Below are 17,231 nucleotides of genomic sequence, written 5' to 3' on the forward strand. Positions count from 1 at the left end.
ATTCGTCCAATACATTTATCAGGTGACCACAAGTTGTGACAACTTGTGGAATCAGGGCTCCCCTCACTGACTGGGCAGACGCATGCGAAACTCATCGTCATTCGAGATCCATACGTCGGTGAGCACACCCACGAGCCGAGAGCTCAATTACGCAGCCTCCCGTTGCTCATAGAGCACGGTTATGACAGGGTCATACACACAGACCTCTGGGACAACGATTTCAAGCCAGTTTCGTACACCTACTTCGATCCGGAGGATGTAGATCCTCACGAGATCGAGTTCCCCTTGGTCCATGTCGTGAACCAAGAGGGGCTGACCGAATGCGGCGAGCAACACCTCGTTCGGTCGCTCCTGAAGCAGCGATCAGAAGACGACACCTACATCGTCGTCACTGATACCAACGCACCACGGACACCGGCATACACGACCGAGCGTTCGTTCGTGGACGAGTTCACGCCGAACAAAGGGATCGATTACGAGTCGAGGGTGACGAGTTACATCCGAGACAACCTCGACTCGGCGTTACCTGTCTCGACCAACCGGGGCTCCAAAAACCTCTACTATCACCAGATCTCGGACGGTCACAACGCCGTTGGTGCGCCAGCCAGTACCCTCCCGGAGTTGTTCGATTACGAAACGGCGCCTCCGAATAGTCCGGCTTGGGACCCGCTCTATTACTTCGTCGAGCACGACTTACAGGAGATCCTCGACAGGTATACGGAGCGAATTCGGGAGGCGTTACGCTCATGGACGGAACGGGGAGACATTCAAAAAATAGCGAACAAGATGGATTCGATGCTCACGCAGTGTCAGTTCAGAACGGACCGCCTCGACGAACGTCGCCGACAAAACTCGGAGATGTACCCCGATGCCTGACTACAAATACAACACGTCGAAACCGGAAAAGCTCCTGACGGGCTACGGAACGGTTCGCGGAGCCGAGCTCAAGTCGATTTACACTGACATTGAGCCCATGACTCCGCTTTCACAGATCGAGAATCGGTTTGGCCGTCCAAGCTCCTCGGGCCTCGAAACCGATCACATCGACAACTGCCTCCGATTCCTGAGGACTATTGACATGATAGAACAGACGGAAAAAGATGTTCTCAAAACGATGAACAGGGACATCTTCCCGGAATTCGAACTCTCGTTCGAACCGAAACTGCTCCATCACATACAGCGGCAGACGGGGAAACAATCCCATCTCGCTGCCGTCTACGAGATAGCCGTTCAAGAGATCTTGTCCGACACGGGGCACTACGGAGTTCGTCGCGTCTCCGTAGACGACCTTGTGATCAAGGTCGATCGGGAGACCGACTACGACCTCGAGTGGAGGGAGGAGAAAATCCTGATGTGGACGAATCTCCTCGCGCCTCTCGGAGCTATCTCGTTCTCCTCTGACCACGACGAGATACTGCTGTCCCCGAGCAGAGCCGTGCTTCACGAGCTACTGTCCCACCATCAACGTCATCGTGCTAACGGGGACACCATTTTAGCCGCCTTGGAGTGGATCGATGGGAATTTCTTCCCGGTTTTCAGTCGGACGGGGGGGCAACCGGCAGTCCACGTCGGGGTCGCCGATGTCCTGGAGAGCCTCGTTGCGGACGGGGTCTTGTCACTCACGGGGATGTCCGACCGGAGCGAAGTCGTGGACCTCCCGACAAGCATCGACGACAGTGAGACACCGGCCGACTACACGATCGAAGCCGCACCAGACAAACCTTCGTACTGGTACCCGCTCGATAGCTCGGAACGGAGGTACAAAGCATGACTCAAATAGTTCGCAATTGGGACCGGGATGTCGTAGGGGATTTCATCAAACCGGAGTCACAGCAGAAGACTCCCGAGGTCTTCCGAGAGACCCACGTCGAGATAGACAAGATACGGGCGGAGATACTGCGTCCCCACAGCGGAGACGACGCCTTCGTGACGGAGTCCCAGTTCCGGGACGCAGTCGTGGATTCAGACCTAAAAGACGATAATCGCATCTTCATTGTCAAGGGCGAGGTCGGAAGCGGGAAGAGCCACCTCTGCCAGTGGCTCGAATACGAAATCAACGGATACGACGAGGGCGATGGAATCGACGACGAACACGTCGCAATCCACATCTCCAGGAGCAACACCAGGCTAGACGAGATCTTGGAGATCCTCCACGACCCAATCGACAAAGAATACGAAGAAGTCAACGACATTTCTTCGCTGAACCCAGAAGACGTTGCGGACTTCATCATTCAGGGACTCCACACGTTCTACAAAGGACAGGGCGCCCTCAGAAGCTTCGATCTGGAGGAGTTCCTCGAACCCCGTTCGAATGCGGAAGATTTCAGAACGATTCTCGTCGAGAATATCGAGGAGTACCAGGAGTCCGTTGAGAGCGAAGGCCAAGAGCAGGACATCAAGGAGTACCTTTTGTCCCGTGAGGACTACGGACGGATCTGTTTCAGTGCGTACGGGGAAACCAAGCGAGAGGACGATGTCTATCCCGTAGTTCGCCGCGCTGTCCACGATCTACTGACCCGGAACATCGGTATCGAAGACTTCAAGCGCGAGTTAGAAGACATTTCCGAAGCTTACGTCGAAGAAGGCAAGCGTCCCGTTCTGATTTGCGAGGACCTGACTACGTTCAGCGTGCTCAAAGACGATTTGTTGGACCACATCTTCGAGTTGTCCAGCGGTTACTACGACGTCATTATGGGTTGGACGACGGGGTGGGAACGCGAGAATATCGACGACGCGCTATCGACGAGCGAAGACTCGCTGACCTACATGAAACAGCGAACGCAGGGATATCTCAGCATGACCGATGACAGCGGTCAGGCTTACTTCCTCGAAGGACGGAGCGCTCCCGTCGTCCTCGTTAAGGCGTACCTCGACGCGATCAAGGAACATTCCGGAGCGAGTGCCGAGGTGCCAGAGGGGGCATTCGATTCGGTGTACCCGTTCAACGAGGCATTCATTCGTCACGTCTATGCCAATCTCGTGCAGGATGGCAACCTCCAGCAGACGCCGCGCATTTTACTCGTCCACGTCATCGCCGAATGCCTCACCTCCGACGTGCCTCCGTTCGAGGCAGTCCAGAACAACTCCTACGTCCGCCAACGCCCCTACCTCATCGGAATCAACGAGCACTCTACGCCGTGCCTCGAGTTGACTCAATGGTACGCATTGAAACACCGGGGACATCTCTGGCTGCCGACCGAGGTGTTCGACGCGTTTGGAGTTGATGCGCAGGGGGCGGCGGAGAAAGACGGGAACGTGTTCTTCGACACCAGTTTTGCAGCGGGGGACGTGACTGTAATCGAGCGCGAACCGGGAACTGAGCTGACCCCTGAGCCCAGCGACACCGATGACGAAGCCGACGAGGAACCGGAGGAAGGTGAATCGGAGGAAGAGACGGACGATGAAGATGAGACGGAAGAAGAGGATAAAGAGGAACGTCCGGATCCGAAACCGGAAGTTGAGGTCCCGCCAGAGGACTACCGGGAGTTCCAGAGTTGGCTGATGGACGGTACGGAGTACGCATCCGCGGATCGGTTCCGAGACGGCGTGGTAGCCACGCTGGAGAGATGGCACGACCCGACAAGACTTGCGAACGAGAACTCCACAGCGAGGAACACCACGGGGCTCTATTTCGATCGGGGATCAGAGCCGCCCGTAGTTATACGAGGTGCTGACTCGCCGGCGTCGATGAGTTTCGAAGTCCCCCACGGTACGGAAAATGAGGAACTGTACCGTCAGATGCTCTATCACGGGTACGCGGACTCGTTCGAGGACGACGCCAATTTCGACAAACTCCGGGGATGGGCAACCAACAAGGTTGTGGAGTATCGGAGTCGGATGCGGCAGGACATCGAAGGCCACCTCCCCGAGCAGATGACCATAGAGGAGTTCGTCGTCCTCGCTCACTTCCTAGTGATGAATCTCGGTAAGGGGAAAACCGAGCTTTCGCCCGAACTAGTCTTCGAGGGGTACCAGATGGAAGAGACGTCCCCCCTCAGCTACCAATCTAATGTCGGAATAGAACTCCCACAGGGCCTCGAAGGCGCTTTCGAGCGGGTGTCTAATCACACGCGAGACATCGGAAGTCTCGCACGCGGCTTCTTCCTGTTGAAAGAGAACATAGTGGACTTTGAGCGCCTCAATGAAGCCATCAATGGCGTGTCCGAGAATCTCGAAAGTTATCTGAGTGGTCTAAGTACGACGAGCGTCGATGATTTGGCGGATGCCTACAGAATCGGGACGACTCGAAACAACTCCCAGAAGCGCTTCGGGAAGATTGTAGAGGACTACTCCGACCTAGCGGGGGAACTGGAGAAGGTGGAACAGCAAGTAGACGTCGAAAACCTCCGGAAAGAAACAAACTATTACCAGAGGTTCCACCACCTGAGCCATACTCAGGAGGAACTAGCAGAACTTTACGATGAAATGGAAAACGGGCTGGGCCCATTGAATGTTACCCACCGTCAGAAATGGAGGGACATCGGACAGTTACTGAACGACTCCGAGAGTGACCTCGGTCTTGGAGATTTCCGTTCAACTCTCAACGAAATTGAAGACGCGGAGGCAGACGACGCGATCTCGTCAATCGCTCTCCTACACGAATATCAACGTAGTCTGAACGAGAGCACTGCATGGGAGGTGTACGAGGTCTTTGCGGAGATGGTCGAGGAGTTGGAAGACGCCGAAGGCAGCGAAGTTGGGGACTTCCGAAATCAGGTAGAGTCCTCGACCGAGTTCGAGGCGTTCAGGGACGCACGTGACTCAGTTCAGCAGACTATCGGGGGCATCCAGTAATGAGCGAATCTCAGTTTCAGGACGAACTCAAGCAGAAAATCGAGGAGATGGGGAAGAAAGCGGATCGTGCCGAACGGGCCAACGATCTAGAGGCAGAGATCCGACGAGCGAGGGACAACATCGGGGATTTAGGGCGGGAACTCAGCAGCCTCGACTCGTCCGTCGAAGGCCTGCTTTTCTACGACGGAGTGCTGACGAGCGCCTTCGGCGACAACCGCCTCAACGAAGTCGACAGAGCGGTCCGGCGCGTTCGTGAGGTCTCTGATATCACCGATGAAGAGGTACTCAGTGCGGCCGAAGACAGGCGGACGAATGAAATCCTCCAGAGTGTCGAGGACGCTCGAGAGGTAGTGCGTCACGCTCGGAGCGAGACGATAGACGCGATTCGAGAACACCAGCGGGAGTGGGAAGGAGAAATCGAGTCTGCCCGTGACCTCAATCAGATTATCGGGGGTGCCGGGAGCGATTTTGAGGAGGTGCTATCGGATATGGATGCGTTCCTCAATAATGCGATGTGGGACGAGGAAACGACCCTATCGTCTCTGGAGTCGCGGTGGGACAACTTGACCGATAAGTGGGAACAGAACGCCGGAAAGCACGGATGGGACTCGTTCCAGGAGGAACACGGACTGAGCGAGGATGCCATGAACATACTCAAGCGGTTCTCGGAGGAGGGCAGCGTCCGTCTGAACGAACTCTCTGTCGAGATCATCAAGGAGATAAAAAGCGTCGATGACCTCGAATCGGCAATCCGAATGGAGATTGACACTCGATGAACGATCCGGCTCGTCGCGCAGAACAGATCAAGGACGCCTACGAGGCATACCTGCTTGGCGACCTCGGTAACGCCGCGCGGAACGTTCATCGACGATTTCAGGCCACGGATTCGGATGACCCGTTCGTTGGTTCTCGCGGACCCTATCTCCAGGCCCTCAACATTCCGAACTGGAGTGAGCATCCGTGGGAGGACTTCGCAGCAGATGCGGGGCTTCACCCCCGTATTATCGAGGCGTTCTCTTCGCTGGGATTCGAACGTCTCTACGACTTCCAAGAGCGCAGCGTCGAGACAATCACAGAGGGAGAGAACACACTCATAACCGCCGCTACAGGCCGTGGAAAGACAGAGGCGTGGCTGATTCCGATTCTCGATTACATCTTACGGGCCCGCGAAGGAGAAATCGAAGACTGCGATCCCAAGAGTGTCAAAGCGCTCCTGATCTACCCAACGAAAGCGCTCGCTCAGGACCAGCTGAAGCGCTTGATCGAGTACCTGTATAAGATCAACCGCCACCTTCCGAAGCGGAAGCGCATCACGGTCGGGATCTACGACGGCGACACGCCGAGGGACACAAGTGAGAGCGGAGCTGAAGGATACCTGCGTTCGTCGTTCAAGTACTTCGAGTGTCCGGGATACAACGAAGACCTCGAAAAGTGCCAGACCTGCGGAAAAAGTCTCCGCGTGGAACCGGACCAAGGCCGTTTCACAGCCAAGCCGGAGAAGCCGAAGTGCGTTGACGACGTGCCGCTTGAATTCATTCACCTGACGAAAAACGACGTACTTCGCGGCGACGTGGATATCGTTCTCACGAACCCTGACACGATCAATCTCAAGGCGATCAACGTCAACGCCCCGGACGAACACGACACGTTCCTCTACGAACCAGATTTCCTCGTGTTCGATGAGGTCCATACGTACTCCAGCCTGTTCGGCTCCTATACCTCGATGCTCGTCAAGCGGATGCGTGCTCTGCGCCGGAAGCGGTTCGGAAACGACGACCTGCAAGTGATTGCCAGCAGCGCGACTGTTGGCAATCATGACGAACTCTTCAGGAAGGTCAGTGGCGTCGGGAGTATCGAGCACGTCGACGAAGACTCTCGAGAGTTGAACTACGAATCGTCCAATGGACTTCCTGCTGCTCTGACCGATTCCGATATTTTCGAAGAGGATCTGATAAAGATGGGCCACGAGCCGAGTGCGACACCCGACGCTTTCGGCGATTTTACCTTCCTCGTTGAAGATCACGAGAACCTCAGTAATAACGAACTCGCGGACGCAGTCAGCGACCAGCTGTTCGACTATCTAACTCGGGAGAATCCAGGTAGCCGAGTCGTGAGAGCGATTCAGGAGCTATACTCGGATCTCAACAAGGAGCCCCGTACACGGGACAGTCTCCTCTCGGATATTCAGGCGGAATACAAGTTGGATGAGGCCGACGCCGAAACGCTTCTCAGCAACTTTCGAACGATCGGCGAGTTCTCCGGCCTCCTCGAAAATCGGAGCCATCTGTTCTCGTGGCCGATGGACGGGTTCTATAGCTGTGCGACTTGCGATGCCGTCTATCGGTCGCCACGGGACACGTGTGGTGAATGCGGCGGTCGCTTCGTCACGCGATCCAGCTACTGTAATCACTGCGATGAGGAGTCGCTGGTGAGTTGGTACTGCCCCAAGTGCGGGCAGTTGGAATCGTACATGCCCACCGAGCACGGCGGAGTCAAGCAGTCGTCCAGAGAGTGTCAGCGGTGTTCCGCTGCCAGGGACGAAGAGGTGGGAATGCTCCGCGTGACTTTCCGTCCCTACCTCGAATGTGGCTCGTGCGGTCACGTCGAAAAGCGTAGCACAACGAGCGATTGCCCTGCATGCGACGCGCCCACTGTTCGGACTGACGGCGACGTCGCAGTCTGCACTAATCCGAATTGCGAAGGTGAACTGACTATCTCCTCAGACTGTTCGAATTGCGGTGGAGAAAACCGACAGCTGAAGACCCGGCCCGAGGGAGGGGATTGTCCGTCGTGTGGACGTTCCTACGAGCGGATCCCAGCGGGCGGGATCGAATGTGAATGCGGTGAGGGAGTGCTGAACACGCACCTCTTCCCCTGGGTATGCAGAAAGGACGACTGCGACGAACTCTATTTCGAGGCCCAGCCCCCGGGAAAGTGTGACTGTGGCTCCAGAACATTTGCCCAGGCCGGACTCTACGAGGTTCTGGAGCGATCGGAGTGCCAGAACTGCCAATCGACGCTGATTCCCGGACACAATTGCGATTGCGACGATCCAGACTTGACGGCCCGGACCTTCGAGCCGGATAATTACCACATGTTCGACCGAACGGGGAAGTTGCGCAGTCCGACGGACTTCCGAACCGGAGTTCCCTGCTACCACGCGGGCACGTCCTATAGCATCAGTGGGCGCGGACAGCGCTATTCGGAACTGATGCGCAGTCCGAACAACCTCGCCGTAACGACGTCCCAGTACCTCTTGCGAGGAGTGGCCGCTGACGAGGGATTCGAATCGGCCAAGATGCTATCATTCGCCGATTCACACCGGGATATGAACGAGTTGGGTCGGGACTTCGAGGACCCCGAAGCCGAGACGGTTCTCGACCAACTCCTCTACGACGGAGTCGTTTCGAATCAGGACGAGAACTCATGGGTCCCGCTCGATGAAGTACTCGAGACGGCAGGTGACCGTCTCAACCAACTCGAGGAATCCCTTTCGGAGGTAAGGGACGTCTCCGAAGGACAGGTGTCTCTACGGAGCCAGTTGAAAGGCCGAGCTCGCCGCCGGTGGAATTCGGAGGAAGCTCTGCGCGACCGATTACTTCGCCGAGTAGTCCCTCACACGTACAGCGGTCGCTTCGACGAACGGGATCCCCCACTCGTTCACGATGGCGTACTTGACGTCAAACTCCGAGAAGCGAACGACCTGTCTTCCGATGAGCGCGCAGTCCTTAGAGCGATAGTAGACGAAGGCAACGACATCGGAATCGATAATCTCCGAGAGACCAGCGGGGCAGATAACGCTACCCGTGCCGTTGACACACTCGCGGAACAGGGTATCCTTGCCTACGATGTCAAGGAGGGTTACGTATCGTTTGATCCCGCTGCCCTCGAGGTCACTGCCTCTGGTCGGGATGACGACCTCCAGTATCATCCACACGACCAAGCGACGTACTCGTCCCTGGAACGGAGGTTCGGTATCGTACCCAACGAGGTTGTAGAATTCGACACTACCTTTGATGAACAACGTGACCCGAACCATCCGCGATTCAACTATCGCGCGTACAGGATCGGCTACGTCCCCCCGATGTTCCTCTTGAGCGAAACGTATCTCGGGACGACACCGAAGCAAAAACGGAGAAACATAGAGTATCTGTTCAAAGAGGGGAAGCACCCCCACTTTCTCTCCTCCGGACCTACGATGGAAGTGGGGGTTGACATCGGGGCGCTCGATTCGCTCCTGCTGTTCGGGACCCCGCCGAACATGAACGCGTACCTGCAACGCGTTGGACGAGCGGGGCGACGGTCGAAATCAGCTCTGGTCCATAGCGTGAGTCAGCGTAATCCTATTGATTACTATTATTACGAGCAACCAGTCGATTTGATCGATACGTCGCCGAAGGACGTCCCCCTCAACGAACACAACGAGGAGGTTCTACGGGTGTCCTTGAGCTGGGCCGTCCTGGACTACATCGCTGCGAACTTCGCCGTAGATTGGGACGTCCAACACGAGGGACGAAACGCCCGTATCGAAGGTGGCGACAACTTCGTTAGAGATCCTGACGAGGGCGAGCAATACAGCAAGTTCACTCATCTGATGGTCCTCGAAAACGGGACGCTCCAGTTGGAAACACAGAGTCCCAAACTCCGGATTCTGGGCACCTTACTCCACGACCACGAAGAGGACATCAGGGAGTACCTCGAAAGCTTGCTCGGTTACGATTACTGTGCGTCCTGTGGCGCAAAGTATGACCAAACCACCAGTCCGGCCAGGTGCTCAGAGCCCGATTGTGAGGGGAGGATCGAGTCGGCGTCGGATGAGTACGGCCATCTAATCGGAGATGCGATTTCGTCCTTCACCGAGCGGTTCATCGAACACTACCGGGAGTATACCGACGAATTATACGAGACCGTTGATGAACTGTCTGAGCGGGAGAGGGAACTAAATCAGGAGTTACGGGGGGCCGCTCACGACGAAGAGATAACTCGAATCCGGTCAGAGCTTGACAATGTTCGAGACCGCCAACAGGTGATTCAGGACCATCTCGCGGACGTTCGTTCAGAGGGTTACGTGGACTTCCTCCGCGGATCGAGACAGAGCAAGTACGCTTTCAATATGAGGAACATCTCCACGTCTGTCGGCCTGACTCTCATCGCGGAGAACTACGAACGTCGACGACTTGGTGACGGAGATGGAGGCCGAGAGATGCGGATGGCGATGAACGAGCTACATCCGGCAGCCGCGTACCTCCACAATGGGGAAACGTACGTAGTGTCCAGAGTGAACTACGACGACTACGCGTCGGAAACCCTCGAAGAAGAGATCACGGAGAATGAAACCGTGGACTACGGGGAGGAGTTTGTTTGCCCTGCTTGCCACACCACCTACCAAGAGCGCCAGCAGGAGTGTGAGGAATGCAATGCTGAAGCCCCCTTGAAGCGGCGACGGTTGGCAGTTATGGACTCAGTCGAAGCCTTCCAGGAAGACTTAGCCGTCTCCACGGATGACGGGTTCGAAGCGCGAGAGATTCACTCTGAGAGTGACGCCGGGATACAGAGCACGCTTTCGGATCGAGACACGAGTATTCTCTCGTTTGAGTCGGAACGCACGTTCAGTCTTGAAGACGCTGAAGAGGACGAAATAGGTACCCTCCAGTACGGCGAATTAGAGGTGCTCGATCACGCGACAGGATATCGAGCGCGCTACACAAATGGCGCGATTGACGCCCAAGAGTCTCTTTTCGAACGTTGTGGGGTTGAAGGGTGTCCGGGGGTAGTCGTCCGAGACGAGGAGTCCGCAAGGTGTACTGTTGATTCCGGACACGATCCCGATGGCTTTGATTCTCCCTCTAAATTCGTACGGTTGGGACACAAGTACACCACCGAGGGAATAAGGGTGAACCTGGAATCGGACGTGGCAGAACACACGCTCGCTCACGGGCTTCGTGTGAGTCTCCAGTACCTCGGCGGCATAGACATACGGGAGGTCAGTGAAAGCGTTGAAAATGACTTCGTTTACGTGTTCGATTCCCAGGAAGGCGGAGGTGAAATCTCCCGCATCCTCGTAGAGGAAGATCAAGGCTCTTTCCCCCAGTTCCAAGAGGCCATGGAACTGATTGAGGATCACTTCGAGTGCGACTGTGATAGCGGGTGCCCGTTGTGCGTCTACCAATACGGCTGTGATCGTCGAAATGACCCCCAAACACTTGACAGGAAAAGTATTAGCGACGTAGCCGGGCCTATACAATTGAGTCGGGAAGACTAACTAGTGAGATTTCAATCCTCTTCCTAGTGAATTGATTTTCTGTACCCTATCAATAGGCGACTTTTTGCTTTCTATTCACCCAATGGTTTTATCCGTTCCAACTCGTCATTCGACCTATGCCAGAGAGTGAGACAGAGTACATCGACTATTATCCCGCAGGATGGGAAGAGCAGATTCACGACGAGAATTATATCGAGTGGGTATACGAGGAGGATCCATCAATCTTCATTCGGCTTGATGGAACAATGGGTGACGACGACTATTCTGTCAGTCCAATATCAGGGATAAACAAAGAGGGAGAGGAATTCGTGACGAGACCGCTTTCAGGGCTCTCACGAGAGATGGCATTTGAGGTTGCAAATACTTTGATCTATGCAATGAACGGAACCGTAGGCCGCGTCAAGGAAAATCCGGAGTTCACGGGGGATAAACATTAACACATGACCCGTAGATGAGATTCCACGAAATATGAAAATTGCCTACTAATATCCTTAACAAAACAATCTCTAAGAGGGTCATTTCTACTCCTCTCAAGGCATTAAATTCATGATAGGCAATGGAAAATATAGCCATCGTTCCCACCTAATAAAAATTTGTTATTTACGCCTCGGAAATGGATACACTCGATTGTCACCGCTGATAGTAATCTAAAGTGCCTTTCTCAAATTCCCATATTCTCTTTTCAACTTCGTATCATTGAGTTGTTTTCCCCCTTGAGGGGTGGAGGCAGTTTCGCTCGCCTCCATGTTCCCCATGAATGTTCGATTCATACCACGAAAGAATCAGCTTCAGACCACCTTGTTACGAGGTGAGACAGATGACTACTGATGACACTGTCAAACCAACAGATCTCTTCGCTCTGCTTGGGAACCGGCGTCGATTACTTGTCATTGAATACCTTTCACTGTTTGAAGAAGGAACTTCTATTAAGGTTCGGCACCTTGCCCGCGTTATTCGAGGTATCGAGCTAGAAAAATCTCCTTATCAGGTAAATTCGGATGAATACGAATCAGCATACAATGGACTCATCCAAACACATCTTCCGAAACTTGATGCGTACGATATTATTGAATACGACGTCTCGCGAAAAACCCTTTCCTCAACGTCTCGTGTTAGTCAATATACTCTCTTTGTACAGATCATACGTTATCTCAATCTATAGCCGCTAAGGGCACTGATGGGATGAAAAGCCTGCTAATCCTTCAGCGCCTGAACGAGGACTGGGGTGACTCAGGGCCGCCAACTAGATAGTGCTCGGATTGCAGTACGCCAGAGATGTATCTCTCGTCTGGTAGCTACCCGGTCGTCTTCGCTCATAAGCACGAAATTGACCGTAGGTCCTCTGCTTCTGCCAGACAGGTCGCTCAACTGGTCCGGAAAGAAATGACTGGGGAAGGGTAAAATCAATTGGCCTCTATGAGTCCTGGGTGGAAGGACTAGTGGAGCCGAGTGAATTAATCTTAGTTCCCTGTGCAGACACGGCACCCACTGCTCTCGCCGCCGAACGAGTATTCGGTGTTGAAGCGAGATACGTCTGCATCGATAATCAGGAGGGCGCCTATGAAGCAGTCATGCGCGGTAGAGCGGATGCAATTTCAGAAACCCGACAGCAGAAATTCTCGGCAGAGTAATCATCGTCAATTGAAGGAAACGCTTGATTAGAAGGGGTCTACTCCTCCGTATAATCTGGGCGTTCAGTGTATTCTATCGGGTCACGAGCACCGATATTTTGGAATGCCTGGAGTCGAAAGGCACACGCATCACATGTTCCGCATGCCGGTTCCTCATTACGGTAACAACTCCAAGTGAGGTCGTACGGAACATCAAGATCCGTACCTCGTTCGGTTATCTCTGTCTTGGACCACTCGGTAAACGGTGCTTCGATGCTGATAGTGGTCTCGTCTTTCGTACCGAACGTAGCCACCTGCTGGAACGCCTCGAAAAATTCCGGGCGACAGTCGGGGTAGCCAGAGAAATCCTCTGAATGAGCACCCATGAACACGGCATCACAGTCATAGGCTTCTGCGTAGGAAATCGCCATCGCCAGGAGATTACCATTCCGGAACGGAACGTAGGAGGTTGGGACCTCCTCAGACTCGAGATCGGCCTCTTCGACTTCTATCTCTTCGTCCGTGAGCGAGGAACCGCCAATCTTCGAGAGATGGTCAGTCGTCAGGTGAAGGAAGTCTGCGGCGTTGAAGTACTCTGCTTGGGCTTTCGCGCATTCGTATTCTTTGTCTTCGGTACGCTGGCCGTAGCTCGTGTGGAGCATATAGAGGTCGTAGCCCTGCTCCTGAGCGACGGCTGCAGCCGTCGCGGAGTCCATCCCGCCTGAGGCGAGAACGACGGCGCGCTTCGCGTCGGTCATTGTCGGCCCTCCGCACGAGCGACTGCAGTCCGGAACTGCGCGCGTTCGATGGCGGTAGGCTCACCGACGGTCGTCTGGGTTATTGTCGTGCTCTTCGTTTCGATGCCACGCATAGCTTCACAGAGGTGGGTGGCGTCCATTTCGACGAGGACGAGGGGAACATTCAGTTCCTCGGCGAGGCCGGACGCGATGTCGTTTGTGAGGCGCTCCTGCATGGTGAGTTGGCGGGACTGCCAGCGGACGTAGCGGGCGACTTTGGAGAGGCCGACGACTTTGTCGCGGGGTCGATACGCGACGTGGACAGTGCCGTGGAAGGGAAGAAGGTGGTGCTCGCACAGCGAGTAGAACGGAATGTCGGTCTTCACGACGAGGCCGTCTGCCTCGGCGTCGAAGGTGCGCATCGTCGGCTTCTCGTTCTCCCGAATGCCGTCGGTGAGCGTTGCGAACGCATCAGGGACGCGACGCTCCCACGTATCGGCGAGCCCCGGTCGGTCAGGATCTTCGCCGAGTGCTTCGAGAAGGAGGCGCGTCGCACGCTGCGCCTTCTCCCGGTTGATGCCGTCTTCTGGTTGGGTGAGCTGTGAGTGTTGGGTCATTGGTTAGGTACCGGGGGCGTCATTCCAGAGATCAACGTGGAGGCGTGGCGTGTAGCGATAGCCGTACTCCATGGCGAGCTCCGCGACTGTATTCCGAGAATCGTCGAGTTGCTCGCGCGTCACGCCTTCGGGCATCAGGAGGACGTCCGAGTCCGTGACGGTCGTCGATGCCGCCTCTCTGATCTGAGTAAGCACCTCTTCAATTTCGGGAAGGTCGTCGGGGCCAGTGACGACGAACTTCAACTGGGAGTCGTAGGTGTCGACCAGTTCGGCGAGTACGTCGACATCGATGCGTTGTTTCTCGTGACGGTCGGCCCACTCGCCATCCCCTTTCGGATCCTTCTCAGGAGTCGGAGTACTGGAGGCGAGTTTCGGGCTGATGCTCGCGAGGTCGATCGGTGCATCACGATACGTCGTCCCGTTCGTCTCGACGGTCGTATGATACCCCAAGTCGTCGAGGCGCTCGAGGAGCGTTACGGCTTGCTCATGGATGAGTGGTTCCCCACCGGTGAGGACGACGTGATCGGCCCTTTCGTGGGACTCGACTTCCGCCACAATGTCGTCGAGACTGAGCTGTCCGTGCGTGGGTTCCCATGAAGTGTGATAGGAATCGCAAAACCAACATCGGAGGTTACATCCACTCGTGCGCACGAAGACGCACGGCACACCGGCGAGTGTCCCCTCGCCCTGCAGTGAGTAGAAGAGTTCATTGATTGGCAGCGTCTCGGCGGCGCCGTTCGCCTCAAACGATGAGTCGGCTTCATAGGTCGAGTTGACGGGCATCGGTTCAGTCGCCCCCCGCACAGAGTTCAGCCGTTTCGCGGACGGAGACTGATATCTCGGAGACGCGGTCAGGCAGTTCTTCGAAGAGGCGCTCCTCTAAAAGGACGGCCATCACTTCGGCTGTCGGCGGATGTTCGAGGACGATGAGTCCATCACTGTCGCCGCTGGCTTCGAACGCCTCGATGAGTGGATCGCCCTCTTCGAGGAGGAAGCGATGGTCCCATTCATATATTATCCCAGTAATATCGCCCTTATCAACTACCCAACCTCTCTCGGAAAGTTGGCCTGTTATTTTCACCGAGATCTCGTAGTTATGACCGTGTGGACGACTACACTTTCCTTTGTGGTGAAGTATACGATGCCCAGTACTGATCCGAATTGGATGATCCCTGCCGACCTCGAGTGTTCGCTCCCCTGCGTTGGTTATGAGGGATGAAGACTCCTGTTCTAAGGGCATGAGTTGGTATTCTCTAGGTATGCACTAAGTATTATCGTTAGAATACAACGGTCTTGTCCACTGTATTTCACGACGAAAGTGGTGAATAACCGTCTGTCCATCAATGCCTCAACGGCAGTGTAATTGTCGAGGTCTTTATTCAGGAATTGTATTATGTTCGTAGTAAACAAAGGCGGTGAACTAACCTTTAGGGTTGTCTCACAATCTTTCCATAACTATTGCAAATCTAAGATTCTGGTTCGAAGCACCAGATCTCGATAGCAATCTCTGCAAGTTCTTCAGAGCGCCGCTCAATGGTATCAGTATCCCAATCTGAATAGTTCGAACGGACGTATTCAGTCATCTGAAAGTCCGAGAGACGATATTGATCTTTCTTTTGTTGGAATGGGTTCGCACTTGCTTCTTCGTTCAGACTTTCCTCTAGAAGTGTGAGATTCCCGATCCGATTACGGTATTGATTCTTGTACTCTGCCTCGGCGATATCTAAGACGTCCCGCCACGCACGGTATTTGTCGGCGGATAACGCTGCCTGTGGCGCGATATGTTCGATGTCAACTGAAGCTCTATCGTATGTCTTCCCACCCCCTGTTGAGTAATGTTCGCGCTCAAGCGTGTCTAAGATATATCTTGTCATCGTATTCTGTTTGAACCCGGAATTCGCGAATTTTGCTTTAAATTCATCATCTCCTGGTGCCTCCTCTTCGAGTTTCGATCGGATATTCCCAATGGGATCTTCACTATCGAAGGCACTCGAGCAGAGACTAGAGAATATTCGATCAAGGGAAGCACCTGTCGTCAGGTCCGCGACTCTCCAGCGAGTCATGAACGACTCTAATAGGCGAAGAACCTCAATGGTCTTAGTGGAATCGTCGAATTCTTCAATGGACCGTAGAATCAACGTACGCGAATGTGATGACTCTATATCGTTCAAGTTTCTAAGACGTGAATTTACTTTCTTTGACTGTTTTCCGCTATATTTGTCGATAGAGGCATCGATGATGCCGAGATACGTATCTGATATTGTAACCATTTCGTCGACGTAATCATTAATAGAGAGACCTGCTGCGTTCAGTCGAGTATTGATCATCTCATTGAACACATCATATAGTTTTCGAGAGGAAACGTTCCCTTCATAATCTGGAACATTTCGTGACATTATAAAATGTCTGAAAAAACGATTTGGGTGATCGATCTGGTGAACGACATTCTTTAAGAGGTATTCCCACTGATTACGAACATGGTTATATTCCGGACTATCATTCCCATGCTCTCGAGTCGCTGTTTGAAGTAGAGAATTCTTCATCAAGTCGACAGAAGATAGTTCCATCCCACGATTATTCAACGTCTCGAATAAGCGAAATGCCGACCCAGGCGTATCACATTCAACCACAACGATAGTCATCTGTTTTGTGAGGTGCGCCCTGAGATCGTCAAGTTCGTCAATCGTGTAGTCTGCTAATTTTTCTTCGAAATACTTCAGGCACTGAAGTAGTCTCGAGTCGCCGCTGACTGCGTTTCTGCGTCCTTCGAGAAGGTGTTGGTAATCTTCTCCATCATATTGACTCAGGGAGAGTTTTGCATGCTTGTCATTGCTGTCGTCACGTTCAAAGAGATACTCGTCGTCGATTAAATCTCCGATACTGTTCGGGTCACCTTCACAATCATATTGTGACTCCATTGCACGAAATAGTAAAGAAATTGTCGTAAGTCGCTGTTGACCGTCCACTACTTCTAATTCCGCTAGTTGATTAAACCCCTGATCATGCTTAATTAGGACAATCGAGCCAAGAAAATGCGTTGTGTCTTGAATCGTGGTTAGATCAGTCCAGAAATCCTCCCACTGATCTTTTTCCCAAGAATATGGGCGCTGATAGTCTGGGACGGTGTATGTACTCTTGTTCGCGAAGACACCTTGAAGGGTGCTCTCAGTCGCATCAATATCCATTCTCTACCCCAGACAGTCATTTAAAG

Annotated in this window: 11 protein-coding genes; 6 read left to right on the forward strand and 5 right to left on the reverse strand. The window is 53.9% G+C overall.

Annotated elements, in window-relative coordinates; translation table 11 throughout:
- The first annotated feature begins 45 nt into the window (after nt 1-45).
- From DVH23_RS24395 to DVH23_RS19340, 6 genes are all read left to right on the forward strand, one after another.
- The gene (locus tag DVH23_RS24395) at nt 46-876 is read left to right on the forward strand and encodes a hypothetical protein (RefSeq protein WP_198668014.1); all 831 of its coding nucleotides are present in this window, start codon (nt 46-48) and stop codon (nt 874-876) included.
- Complete coding sequence (locus DVH23_RS19320; protein ID WP_114579038.1) at nt 869-1,771, forward strand: hypothetical protein; 903 nt, start codon at nt 869-871, stop codon at nt 1,769-1,771. The genes DVH23_RS24395 and DVH23_RS19320 overlap by 8 nt, the downstream gene beginning before the upstream one ends.
- Nucleotides 1,768-4,794, forward strand: a complete 3,027-nt coding sequence (locus DVH23_RS19325; RefSeq protein ID WP_114579039.1) for a hypothetical protein — start codon at nt 1,768-1,770, stop codon at nt 4,792-4,794. Before DVH23_RS19320 ends, DVH23_RS19325 begins: the two co-directional genes overlap by 4 nt.
- Nucleotides 4,794-5,570, forward strand: coding sequence for a hypothetical protein (locus DVH23_RS19330; protein WP_114579040.1), 777 nt, complete (start codon nt 4,794-4,796; stop codon nt 5,568-5,570). Before DVH23_RS19325 ends, DVH23_RS19330 begins: the two co-directional genes overlap by 1 nt.
- Entirely contained in the window at nt 5,567-11,056 is a 5,490-nt protein-coding gene (locus DVH23_RS19335; protein ID WP_114579041.1) for a DEAD/DEAH box helicase, read from the forward strand. Before DVH23_RS19330 ends, DVH23_RS19335 begins: the two co-directional genes overlap by 4 nt.
- 116 nt (nt 11,057-11,172) lie before the next feature.
- A complete protein-coding gene (locus DVH23_RS19340; protein ID WP_114579042.1) occupies nt 11,173-11,493 on the forward strand; it encodes a hypothetical protein in 321 nt (106 codons plus the stop codon).
- A 1,232-nt stretch (nt 11,494-12,725) separates the two neighbouring features.
- On the opposite strand, the gene queC is transcribed toward DVH23_RS19340, so the two are convergent.
- The 5 genes from queC to DVH23_RS19365 all read right to left on the reverse strand — a co-directional run bounded on the left by queC (nt 12,726) and on the right by DVH23_RS19365 (nt 17,205).
- Nucleotides 12,726-13,424 (reverse strand): 7-cyano-7-deazaguanine synthase QueC, encoded by a 699-nt coding sequence (queC, locus tag DVH23_RS19345; protein WP_114579043.1) that lies wholly within the window; start codon nt 13,422-13,424, stop codon nt 12,726-12,728.
- Nucleotides 13,421-14,020 (reverse strand): GTP cyclohydrolase I, encoded by a 600-nt coding sequence (gene folE, locus DVH23_RS19350; protein WP_114579044.1) that lies wholly within the window; start codon nt 14,018-14,020, stop codon nt 13,421-13,423. The genes queC and folE overlap by 4 nt, the downstream gene beginning before the upstream one ends.
- Nucleotides 14,021-14,023: 3 nt before the next feature.
- Nucleotides 14,024-14,803: a 7-carboxy-7-deazaguanine synthase QueE gene (locus DVH23_RS19355; protein ID WP_114579061.1), complete on the reverse strand. Its 780-nt coding sequence runs from the start codon at nt 14,801-14,803 to the stop codon at nt 14,024-14,026.
- 4 nt (nt 14,804-14,807) lie between these two features.
- A complete protein-coding gene (locus DVH23_RS19360) occupies nt 14,808-15,260 on the reverse strand; it encodes a 6-carboxytetrahydropterin synthase (protein ID WP_114579045.1) in 453 nt (150 codons plus the stop codon).
- A 226-nt stretch (nt 15,261-15,486) separates the two neighbouring features.
- Nucleotides 15,487-17,205 (reverse strand): DUF262 domain-containing protein, encoded by a 1,719-nt coding sequence (locus DVH23_RS19365; protein WP_198668015.1) that lies wholly within the window; start codon nt 17,203-17,205, stop codon nt 15,487-15,489.
- Between the last annotated feature and the right edge of the window lie 26 nt (nt 17,206-17,231).

The organism is Saliphagus sp. LR7 (genome assembly GCF_003344565.1).
GTDB lineage: Archaea > Halobacteriota > Halobacteria > Halobacteriales > Natrialbaceae > Saliphagus > Saliphagus infecundisoli.

Excerpts from the sequence above, each read along its gene's own strand:
- DVH23_RS19320 (WP_114579038.1), top strand. The coding sequence starts at position 869 with ATGCCTGACTACAAATACAACACGTCGAAACCGGAAAAGCTCCTGACG.
- DVH23_RS19325 (WP_114579039.1), top strand. The coding sequence starts at position 1,768 with ATGACTCAAATAGTTCGCAATTGGGACCGGGATGTCGTAGGGGATTTC.
- DVH23_RS19330 (WP_114579040.1), top strand. The coding sequence starts at position 4,794 with ATGAGCGAATCTCAGTTTCAGGACGAACTCAAGCAGAAAATCGAGGAG.
- DVH23_RS19335 (WP_114579041.1), top strand. The coding sequence starts at position 5,567 with ATGAACGATCCGGCTCGTCGCGCAGAACAGATCAAGGACGCCTACGAG.
- DVH23_RS19340 (WP_114579042.1), top strand. The coding sequence starts at position 11,173 with ATGCCAGAGAGTGAGACAGAGTACATCGACTATTATCCCGCAGGATGG.
- queC (WP_114579043.1), bottom strand. The coding sequence starts at position 13,424 with ATGACCGACGCGAAGCGCGCCGTCGTTCTCGCCTCAGGCGGGATGGAC.
- folE (WP_114579044.1), bottom strand. The coding sequence starts at position 14,020 with ATGACCCAACACTCACAGCTCACCCAACCAGAAGACGGCATCAACCGG.
- DVH23_RS19355 (WP_114579061.1), bottom strand. The coding sequence starts at position 14,803 with ATGCCCGTCAACTCGACCTATGAAGCCGACTCATCGTTTGAGGCGAAC.
- DVH23_RS19360 (WP_114579045.1), bottom strand. The coding sequence starts at position 15,260 with ATGCCCTTAGAACAGGAGTCTTCATCCCTCATAACCAACGCAGGGGAG.
- DVH23_RS19365 (WP_198668015.1), bottom strand. The coding sequence starts at position 17,205 with ATGGATATTGATGCGACTGAGAGCACCCTTCAAGGTGTCTTCGCGAAC.